General features: G+C 54.2%; 9 protein-coding genes and 1 pseudogene. All 10 read left to right on the top strand.

Annotated features, from left to right (window positions below):
• Nucleotides 1–53: 53 nt before the first annotated feature.
• Nucleotides 54–137: pseudogene (locus DW835_RS08050) on the top strand (Maff2 family protein); the annotation flags it as partial.
• Between the two features lie 19 nt (nucleotides 138–156).
• Nucleotides 157–1,026, top strand: coding sequence for a VirB6/TrbL-like conjugal transfer protein, CD1112 family (locus DW835_RS08045; RefSeq protein WP_118398084.1), 870 nt, complete (start codon nucleotides 157–159; stop codon nucleotides 1,024–1,026).
• Between the two features lie 178 nt (nucleotides 1,027–1,204).
• The gene (locus DW835_RS08040; protein ID WP_118398081.1) at nucleotides 1,205–1,606 is read left to right on the top strand and encodes a PrgI family protein; all 402 of its coding nucleotides are present in this window, start codon (nucleotides 1,205–1,207) and stop codon (nucleotides 1,604–1,606) included.
• A complete protein-coding gene (locus DW835_RS08035) occupies nucleotides 1,557–3,995 on the top strand; it encodes a VirB4-like conjugal transfer ATPase, CD1110 family (RefSeq protein ID WP_118398078.1) in 2,439 nt (812 codons plus the stop codon). The genes DW835_RS08040 and DW835_RS08035 overlap by 50 nt, the downstream gene beginning before the upstream one ends.
• The gene (locus DW835_RS08030) at nucleotides 3,992–4,951 is read left to right on the top strand and encodes a site-specific DNA-methyltransferase (RefSeq protein ID WP_097771234.1); all 960 of its coding nucleotides are present in this window, start codon (nucleotides 3,992–3,994) and stop codon (nucleotides 4,949–4,951) included. Before DW835_RS08035 ends, DW835_RS08030 begins: the two co-directional genes overlap by 4 nt.
• 35 nt (nucleotides 4,952–4,986) lie before the next feature.
• The gene (locus tag DW835_RS08025) at nucleotides 4,987–7,056 is read left to right on the top strand and encodes a CHAP domain-containing protein (RefSeq protein ID WP_097771233.1); all 2,070 of its coding nucleotides are present in this window, start codon (nucleotides 4,987–4,989) and stop codon (nucleotides 7,054–7,056) included.
• 42 nt (nucleotides 7,057–7,098) lie between these two features.
• A complete protein-coding gene (locus DW835_RS08020; protein ID WP_016289910.1) occupies nucleotides 7,099–7,377 on the top strand; it encodes a DUF4315 family protein in 279 nt (92 codons plus the stop codon).
• On the top strand, nucleotides 7,370–8,071 hold the full coding sequence (locus DW835_RS08015) for a DUF4366 domain-containing protein (RefSeq protein WP_097771232.1): 702 nt from the start codon (nucleotides 7,370–7,372) through the stop codon (nucleotides 8,069–8,071). The genes DW835_RS08020 and DW835_RS08015 overlap by 8 nt, the downstream gene beginning before the upstream one ends.
• Nucleotides 8,068–8,256 (top strand): hypothetical protein, encoded by a 189-nt coding sequence (locus DW835_RS08010; RefSeq protein WP_097771231.1) that lies wholly within the window; start codon nucleotides 8,068–8,070, stop codon nucleotides 8,254–8,256. Before DW835_RS08015 ends, DW835_RS08010 begins: the two co-directional genes overlap by 4 nt.
• 16 nt (nucleotides 8,257–8,272) lie before the next feature.
• Nucleotides 8,273–10,363: a DNA topoisomerase 3 gene (locus tag DW835_RS08005; RefSeq protein ID WP_097771230.1), complete on the top strand. Its 2,091-nt coding sequence runs from the start codon at nucleotides 8,273–8,275 to the stop codon at nucleotides 10,361–10,363.
• The last annotated feature ends 215 nt before the right edge of the window (nucleotides 10,364–10,578 follow it).

Raw genomic sequence — 10,578 nt, 5'->3', positions numbered from 1 at the left:
AGATTTTTTGTACGCCGCCGCCCGCCATCGAGCAGAGTTTTTACACCTAATTGGGGATGAAACAGCTTATGGCGGGCGGCGGCGTTGCCCTTATCGGCATGACCCTTGTACCGCTGCTTTCCGGGCTGTTCGGTTAAGAAGCGCGGGTAAAGGCTTATGCAGAGCATACTTGACGCGATTAACGAATGGATAAAGGAAATCCTCATAGGAGCCATAAACGGTAATCTGTCAACTATGTTCGGGGACGTGAACGAAAAAGTCGGCACTATCGCCGCAGAGGTAGGGCAGACCCCGCAAGGGTGGAACGCAAATATATTCTCCATGATACAGACGCTTAGTGAGAATGTAATCGTACCCATTGCGGGGCTTGTCATTACCTACGTCCTATGCTATGAGCTTATCAGCATGGTAACGGAAAAGAACAATATGCACGACGTTGACACTTCCATGTTCTTCAAGTGGGTGTTCAAGGCGTTTGTGGCAGTCTACCTTGTGACTCACACCTTTGACATCACTATGGCGGTGTTCGATATGGCGCAGCACGTTGTTTCCGGCGCGGCGGGGGTAATCGGCGGCAACACAGAGATTGATGTTGCCGCCGCCCTTGCTTCCATGCAGAGCGGGCTTGACGCTATGGAAATCCCCGAACTGCTCTTACTTGTCATGGAAACAAGCCTTGTGAGCTTGTGCATGAAAATCATGTCCGTACTGATAACCGTTATTCTCTACGGGCGCATGATAGAGATTTACCTTTACTGTTCGGTATCGCCTATCCCGTTTGCAACAATGACGAACCGGGAATGGGGGCAGATAGGAAACAACTACCTAAAATCCCTGTTCGCTATCGGTTTTCAAGGCTTCCTCATAATGATATGCGTCGGCATTTACGCCGTACTGGTGAACAACATGGTAATAGCGGACAACCTGCACAGCGCGATATTCTCCCTTGCAGCCTATACCGTTATCCTCTGTTTTTCCCTGTTCAAATCCGGCGCACTGGCGAAGTCGATATTCTCCGCGCATTAGCGGCGTGTCAAGGGGAGGGTGGAGATTTTCAGAGCGAAGCGGCGAAAATACGACCCGACCTTGACGCGGATAACCCCCATATAATACGGGCGGGCAAAGGGCATAGATTGACCTTTGCCTTGATTACCCTTTATGGGAAGTTACAGCAACACCAAACCCAGAGAAAGGAGGTTTTCACTTGGCGTATGTACCCGTACCCAAAGACTTATCCAAAGTCAAGACAAAAGTAGCGTTCAACCTTACCAAACGGCAGATTGTATGTTTTGCGGCGGCTCTCCTGTTCGGCTTGCCGCTTTTCTTTCTGCTCAAAGACAGCACAGGCACAAGCCTTGCGTCTATGGCTATGATTGCCGTCATGCTGCCCTGTTTCCTGTTCGCCATGTATGAAAAGCATGGACAGCCCCTTGAAGTGGTGGTGAAGAACATCATTCAGACGAAATTCATAGCCCCCAAAGAACGACCATACAGGACAGACAACCTTTATTCCGTCTTAGAACGGCAGAGAAAACTTGAAAAGGAGGTATCAGCGATTGCAAAAGGAAACACGAAGAAACAGCGCGGCGGGAAGCGCAAAGCCTAACCCGCCCCGCAAGCTCACCCGCGCCGAGAAAAAGCAGATTGCGGAAATCATCAGACAGGCAAAGGGCGACGGGAAAGCCCACACCGCGCAGCAGACAATCCCCTATATCCAGATGTACCCGGACGGTATCTGCAAGGTTACGGAGCGCAAATACTCAAAGACCGTCGCCTTTGAAGATATTAACTATCAGCTTGCACAGGCGGACGACAAGACCGCCATTTTTGAGAACTGGTGCGATTTCCTCAACTACTTTGACGCTTCCGTTTCGGTGCAGCTCTCTTTCATCAATCAGGGGACGCAGCGGGGCGAAGCGGAAAAAGCGGTCAATATCCCGGCACAGGAGGACGCTTTCAACTCTATCCGCACAGAATACCGGGATATGCTGAAAAACCAGCTTGCAAAGGGCAACAACGGGCTTGTCAAGGCAAAATATATCACCTTTGCCATTGAAGCCGACAGTCTGGGCGCGGCGAAATCCCGCCTTGCCCGTATCGAAACGGACGTACTGAACAACTTTAAGCTCTTGGGCGTAGCTGCCCGCCCCATGACAGGCTATGAACGCCTTAAAATGCTGCATGGCATTTTCCACCCGGAGGGCGGGCAGTTTGCCTTTGATTTTTCATGGCTTGCCCCGTCCGGGCTTTCCACAAAGGACTTTATCGCCCCGTCCTCTTTCCGTTTTGGCGAGGGGCGTTATTTCCGCATGGGGCGCAAAATCGGCGCGGTTTCATTCCTTGAAATCCTTGCGCCGGAATTAAACGACCGTATCTTATCGGATATTCTGGATTTGGAAACGGGCGTTATCGTCAATCTGCATATCCACAGTATCGACCAGACCGAAGCCATAAAGACAATCAAGCGGAAGATAACCGACCTTGACAAAATGAAAATCGAGGAACAGAAAAAAGCGGTGCGCAGCGGCTATGACATGGATATTATCCCGTCCGACCTTGCCACTTTCGGCAGCGAAGCAAAAAATCTCTTACAGGACTTGCAGAGCCGGAATGAAAGAATGTTCCTCTTGACGTTCCTTGTGGTGAACATGGCAGACACAAAAAGGAAACTGGAAAATGACGTGTTCGCGGCGGCGGGCATAGCACAGAAGAACAACTGCGCCCTAACCCGCCTTGACTACCAACAGGAAGCGGGGCTTATGTCCTCTGTACCGCTTGGGGAGAACCTTATCCCCATTCAAAGGGGGCTTACCACGTCAAGCACCGCTATCTTTATCCCCTTTATCACACAGGAGCTTTTCCAGACGGGCGCGGCTTTGTACTACGGCTTAAACGCCCTGTCTAACAATATGATACTCTGCGACCGCAAGCAGCTAAAGAACCCCAACGGCTTAATCTTGGGTACGCCGGGAAGCGGGAAATCCTTTGCAGCCAAACGGGAAATGACAAACGCTTTCCTCATTACCGACGACGACATAATCATCTGCGACCCGGAAGCAGAGTATTTTTCCCTTGTGCAGCGGCTTGACGGGCAAGTGATACGCTTGTCGCCTACGGGCAAGGGCATTGACGGGAAGCCCCAGTATGTGAACCCTATGGATATTAACCTTAATTACAGCGAGGACGACAGCCCCCTTGCGCTGAAATCCGACTTTATCCTCTCCCTCTGCGAGCTTGTCATAGGCGGCAAGGAGGGCTTGCAGCCCGTCGATAAGACCGTCATTGACCGCGCCGTTAGGAACGTGTACCGCCCTTTCCTTGCAGACCCCGCCCCGGAGAAAATGCCGATTTTGGGCGACCTCTACGACGAGCTTTTGAAGCAGCCGGAGCCGGAAGCGGCGCGTATCGCGGCGGCGTTGGAGCTGTATGTTTCCGGGAGCCTTAACGTCTTTAACCACAGGACGAATGTAGAGCTTTCAAACCGCCTTGTCTGCTTTGACATCAGGCAGCTTGGGAAGCAGCTCAAAAAGTTAGGTATGCTCATTGTGCAGGACCAGGTATGGAACCGCGTCACCGTCAACCGGGCAGAAAGGAAATCCACCCGGTATTTTATGGACGAATTTCATCTTCTCTTGAAAGAGGAACAGACCGCCGCCTATTCCGTTGAAATCTGGAAGCGTTTCCGCAAATGGGGCGGCATACCCACAGCCATTACGCAGAACGTCAAAGATTTGCTTGCTTCCCGCGAAGTGGAAAATATCTTTGAAAACTCTGATTTTGTCCTCATGCTCAATCAGGCGGCGGGCGACCGGGCTATCCTTGCGAAGCAGCTCAATATCTCCCCGCAGCAGATGAAGTATGTCACCCACACCGAAGCGGGCGAGGGGCTTATCTTCTACGGGAACGTGGTGCTGCCCTTTGTAGACCGCTTCCCGAAAGACACCGAGCTATACCGGGTAATGACGACGAAGCCGGAGGAAGTGGGCGAAGCATGAACGGGCTGAAAACTGACACAATCATCAACCGGGACGCGCTCTATGCCTTGCGGGAGCTTCCAGAGGAAAGCGTACACTGTTGCGTCACAAGCCCGCCCTACTATGCGCTTAGGGATTACGGGCTTGATATGCAGATTGGGCGGGAGGACACGCCGGAGCAGTACATTGACAGGCTGACCGAGGTTTTCCGCGAACTGCGCCGGGTACTGCGTTCTGACGGTACGCTCTGGCTGAATATCGCGGACACCTACTGCGGCACAGGAAATAAAGGCTACCATGCAGACCCGAAGAACCCGAAAGGCAGAAACGGACAGCAGATTGCAAGAAACAACCGCGTTTCCGGCTGCAAACAAAAGGACTTAATCGGTATCCCTTGGCTTTTAGCTTTTGCCCTACGCGCTGACGGGTGGTATTTACGGAGCGACATTATCTGGCAGAAAGAAAACCCCATGCCGGAGAGCGTGAAAGACCGCCCTACCCGTTGCTATGAACATATCTTTCTGCTTACGAAGTCAAAGAAATATTTCTATGACGCAGCCGCCATAGCCGAGCCGTTAGCCCCCACAACGGCGGCGCGGTACCGCACCGGGCGCAGCGCGGGACAGAAATATGCGGACGAAGTACCCGGACAGGGGAACGTACAAGGATTGAACCGGGCGCGAAGCGGCAGCTACTACGACGAAGCCCTCATGCCGACCATGCGGAACAGGCGGGACGTGTGGCTTATCAATACCGTTCCCTACAAGGGCGGGCATTTCGCCGCGTTCCCGCCGAAGTTAGCCGAAACCTGTATCAAGGCGGGCTGTCCGAAAGGCGGCATTGTGCTTGACCCCTTTTTCGGCAGCGGCACGACGGGGGCAGCCGCAAGGCAGCTTCACAGGCATTATATAGGCATTGAGATAAACACCGAGTATTGCGCCCTTGCAAGGGCGCGGATTGGAGGGACAGAAAAATAAAACAGTATAAAGCGCGTGAGAAAGTCACGCAGAAAATGACCCGCGAGGGGGCTGTCGAGGTAAACGCCGCCACCGGGAAAAAGAAACGTATCAGCAAGCGGATAAGGGACGCGGACTTTGCAAAGACCGAAGCACCGCAGCAGCCGGAACAGGCAGCGCAGCCCCTACCGGGCGGCACAGCTCCCCCGCCCTTAACCGACACGCCGCCGCTTCCCCATGCGCCGGGGGCAGAACGGGAACAGGACACCGCAGCAGCCGAGCGCGTCTTGGAGCGTATCGACGGGGCGCGTACCAGAAAGGCGAGCAAAAAGGCGGCAAGGAAAGCACAGGCAGAAGCCACAGCAAAAGAAAAATCTTCCCGCTTGCAGTTTACCGACGAGGAACGGGCAACACCGGAGCTTGAAAAGTATATCCGAAAATCGGACAAAGCAGCCGACCGTCTGGACGCGGCAAAGGCGGCTATCCCCAAAGAAAAGAAACTTGTACGGGAGCGCACCTTTGACGAAGCTACCGGGAAAGGCAAGACCCGCCTACGCTTTGAGGAACGGGAAAAGCCCATAGGAAAGAATAAGCCCCACAATAACCCGCTATCCCGCCCCGCACAGGAAGCGGGTATTTTCGTCCACAACAAGATACATTCCGTTGAAAAGGACAATTCCGGCGTTGAGGGGGCGCACAAATCCGAAGAACTGGCGGAGCGCGGCGCAAAGTACGGGGCGCGGAAAGTCAAGGAGGGCTACCGCAGCCACAAGCTGAAACCCTACCGGGCGGCGGCAAAGGCAGAGAAAGCGGCGTTCAAGGCGAATGTGGATTTCCAGTACCATAAAGCCCTGCATGACAATCCGCAGATTGCGAACAATCCCCTTTCCCGCTTCATGCAGAAGCAGCAAATCAAGCGGCAGTATGCAAAGGCAGCAAGGAAAGGCGGCGCAAAAACGGCGCAGAAAGCCGCAGAGAACACCCGCAAGGCGGCAAAAAAGACCGCCGAGGAAACAAAAAAGGCAATCGCTTTTGTAGGGCGGCACCCGGCGGGCGTATGTATCGCCGTTGCCGCGCTGCTCTTATTCATCATGGTATCGGCGGGGCTTTCCTCTTGCGGTTCCATGTTCTCCGGCTTGATGAACGGCATACTTGGGACTTCCTACACGTCGGAGGACAGCGACCTTGTGGCGACGGAGAACAATTACGCCGCAAAGGAAAACGAGCTTCAGCAGCAGATTGACAATATCGAAAGCACCCACCCCGGCTATGACGAATACCGCTATGACCTTGACAGTATCGGGCATAACCCCCATGAGTTAGCGTCCTACCTCACCGCCCTTTTACAGACCTACACCCCGCAGAGCGCACAGGCAGAACTAAACCGCGTCTTTGCCATGCAGTACACCTTGACGCTGACGGAAGAAACGGAAATCCGCTACCGCACAGAAACAAGCACCGACCCGGAAACAGGGGAAACGACCACCGAGGAAGTACCCTACGAGTACCATATCCTCAACGTGAAGCTGACGAACAAGCCCATTTCCGAGATTGCGGAGGAACTTCTAACGCCACAGCAGCTTGAAATGTACCGCGTCTATCTGGAAACAAGCGGAAACAAGCCGCTGATTTTTGGCGGCGGCTCCCCCGATATGGGCGCGTCCGAGGATTTAAGCGGCGTACAGCTTGTAAACGGCACACGCCCCGGCAACACCGCCGTTGTAGACCTTGCGAAGCGGCAAGTCGGCAACGTGGGCGGGCGACCCTTTTGGAGTTGGTACGGATTTAACAGCCGCGTGGAATGGTGCGCCTGTTTCGTTTCATGGTGCTACAATCAAGCCGGAAAGAGCGAGCCGCGCTTTGCCGGGTGCCAGTCACAGGGCGTACCCTGGTTCCAGTCACGCGGGCAATGGGGCGCGAGGGGCTATGAGAATATCGCCCCCGGCGACGCTATCTTTTTCGACTGGGACGGGGACGGGAGCGCAGACCATGTGGGGCTTGTTATCGGAACGGACGGGGAGCGCGTCTATACCGTCGAGGGCAATTCCGGCGACGCCTGCAAGATAAAGAGCTACCCCGTCAATTACTCCTGTATCAAGGGCTACGGGCTGATGAACTGGAACTAAAAACAAACATAACACTGAAAATCTGAAAGGAGAAATTTATTTATGGCTATGAACAAGATTGAACGTATCGACAAAGAGATTGCAAAGACCCGCGAGAAAATCACCGAGTACCAGAACAGATTAAGGGGGCTTGAAGCGCAGAAAACCGAAGCGGAAAACCTGCAAATCGTACAGCTTGTGCGCTCCATGCGCCTTTCCCCGCATGAGCTTTCCGCTATGCTTTCCGGGGGCGGTATTCCGGGCATGGAAGCCGCGCCGGGCTACCCCGCAGAACCCGCAGACCATGACAACGAAGAAATGGAGGACACCGAGAATGAATAAGAAAATCATTAGAACCTTGACCGCACTTTGCGCCGCCCTTGTACTTATGGGCGGCTTTTCCGTCACCGCTTTTGCACAGACCCCGGAGGGAGAGGACGACACCAACGACAGCGGCGTTGTCTACGAGGAACCCCAAAAGGAAGAACCCCTTACCCCGGACGGGAACGCGACCCTTGTAGACGATTTCGGCGGCAACAAGCAGCTTATCACCGTAACGACCAAAAACGGCAATTACTTCTATATCCTCATTGACCGGGACGACGAGGGCGAGGACACCGTACATTTCCTTAATCAAGTGGACGAAGCCGACCTCTTAGCACTTATGGAGGACGGAAGCACCGAAGCAGCCCCGCCCGCCGTTTGCAGTTGCACCGATAAATGCGAAGCCGGGAAAGTAAATGTGAGCTGCCCCGTCTGCAAGGACAACATGACCGCTTGCAGCGGCAAGGAAGCGGAGCCGGAAACCGAGGAACCGACGGAGCCGCCCAAAGAAAAAGGCAATACAGGCGGGCTTATGTTTTTCCTTGTCGTGGCACTTCTTGGCGGCGGGGGCGCACTCTACTATTTTAAGTTTATGAAACCGAAGCAGAGCGTCAAGGGCGACACCGACCTTGAAGATTTCGATTTTGACGATTACGACGAGGACGAGGGGGACGGGCTTTCTGATGAAGAACAGGAGGACGAGGAAGCATGACCCTGTTTACCGACAATCCCTTTGAAAAGATGATGATACAAAGACAGGGCGGGCGGCGTGACAATGCGCCGCCCGTTCCCCATTCCCCGGCTTGCGCTTCCTGCCCGTACAAAGGGCAGCTCCCTTGTGTGGGCTACTGTCTGAAACAGGTACAGAAGAAAAAGGCAAGCGAGCCGGAACGATGAAAGGAGGATTTTTTTCATGGCACTTAGACTTGTGATTGCAGAAAAGCCGAGCGTGGCGCAGACTATCTCCGCCGCGCTTGGCGTTAAGGAAAAGAAAGACGGATATATCGAGGGCGGCGGCTACCTCATTTCATGGTGCGTCGGGCATTTGGTACAGCTTGCGGAAGCTGCCGCCTACGGGGAGCAATATAAAAAATGGAGTTTTGAGAGCTTACCCATTCTGCCGGAGGAATGGCAGTACACCGTTGACCCGGACAAGGGGAAGCAATTCAAAACCCTAAAAGAGCTTATGCACCGCGCCGACGTTTCCGAAGTGATAAATGCGTGTGACGCGGGGCGCGAGGGTGAATTGATTTTCCGCTTCGTCTATGAAGCGGCGGGCTGCAAGAAGCCCATGCGCCGCTTGTGGATTTCCTCAATGGAGGACGGGGCGATTAAGGCGGGCTTTGCTTCCCTCAAAGACGGGCGGGACTATGACGCGCTCTTTGCGTCTGCCCTCTGCCGCGCAAAGGCTGACTGGCTTATCGGCATTAACGCCACCCGGCTTTTCTCCTGCCTGTATGGAAAAACCTTGAACGTGGGGCGCGTCCAGACCCCGACCTTAAAAATGCTCACCGACCGGGACGCGGCTATCTCCCATTTCCAGAAAGAAAAATATTATCATGTGCGCCTTGATTTATCCGGCGCGGACGCGGCAAGCGAAAGGATTTCGGACAAGGCAGAAGCCGACGCGCTGAAAGGGGCTTGCGAAGCGGGAAAGGCGGTATGCGTTTCCCTTACCAGAGAGAAGAAAACCGCAGCCCCGCCAAAGCTCTTTGACCTTACCTCTTTGCAGCGGGAAGCGAACCGCATTTTCGGCTACACCGCAAAGCAGACCCTTGACCTTGCACAATCCCTTTATGAAAAGCGGCTTCTTACTTATCCGAGGACGGACAGCAGCTTTCTTACTGACGACATGGGCGGCACCGCAGCGGGCATTATCACGCTGCTTTGTGACAAGCTCCCCTTTATGGCGGGCGTAAATTTCACGCCGGAGGTTGCAAAGGTATTAGACAGTAAAAAAGTATCAGACCACCACGCAATCATTCCCACTATGGAGCTTGCAAAGGCTGACCCAGACGCGCTGCCGGAAAGCGAGAAAAATATCCTTACCCTTGCGGGGGCGCGTCTGCTCCTTGCCACCGCCGAGCCGCATATCTTTGAAGCGGTTACGGCGGTTTTCTCATGCGCCGGGACAGACTTCACCGCAAGGGGAAAGACCGTACTTGCGGACGGTTGGAAAGAGCTTGAACGCAGATACCGGGCGACGCTGAAAGATAAGCCCGAAGCAGAGGACGGAGAAAATGCAGACGCAACGCTGCCGGAGCTTTCCGAGGGACAGGGCTTTGAAAATCCCCCCGCAAAAATAACGGAGCATACCACAACGCCGCCGAAGCCCCACAGCGAAGCGTCGCTTCTCTCTGCTATGGAGCGAGCCGGGAACGGGGACACCGACCCGGACGCGGAACGCCGGGGGCTTGGCACTCCCGCCACCCGCGCCGCCGTCATTGAAAAACTGGTAAAGGGCGGCTTTGCAGAGCGCAAGGGGAAGCAGCTTATCCCCACGCAGAACGGAGCCGCCCTTATATCAGTGCTGCCGGATATGCTCACTTCCCCGCAGCTTACCGCAGAATGGGAAAACAATCTGACGCAGATAGCAAAGGGAGCCGCAGACCCCGGCGAATTTCTGTCCGGCATTGAAGCTATGGCGCGGGAGCTTGTGCGGACACACGCCGCAGCACTTGACGGAAAAAAGGATTTGTTCCGGGAGGAAAAGCCCTCTGTCGGCAAATGCCCCCGTTGCGGCTCTCCCGTCCATGAGGGGAAGAAAAACTATTATTGCAGCAACAAAGAATGTGCCTTTGCCATGTGGAAGAATGACCGCTTTTTCGAGGAACGCAAGACCGCTTTTTCCGCGAAGATTGCCGCCGCGCTCCTTAAATCCGGCAAGGCGAATGTGAAGAAGCTCTACTCCCCGAAAACAGGCAAGACCTACGACGGAACTATCGTTTTGGCTGACACTGGCGGGAAATACGTCAACTACCGTATCGAAGTACAGAAGAACTAAAAACTTGAATAGCAAGCATAGGAAGCGGGTACCCACTTCCGTAAATCCCTGTCCTGCCGCTGACGCGCCGGACGGGGATTTTGCTTGTTGGGAAGTTTCCCAAACCCTCTTTTTGCGGAGGGCTTCACCCTCTGAAAATTTTCATAAATCTTTGGCAGAAATGCGGGTGTACCGTAGTAGGCTATGCAGCCAAAAAATGCAGCTTATGACGCTGA

Origin of the sequence: Clostridium sp. AM34-9AC (assembly GCF_003480225.1) — a bacterium.
In the GTDB taxonomy this organism is placed as follows: Bacteria; Bacillota; Clostridia; order Lachnospirales; family Lachnospiraceae; genus Acetatifactor; species Acetatifactor acetigignens.
Note: the sequence above shows the minus strand (reverse complement) of the source record. Positions and strands in the feature narration are given on the sequence as shown.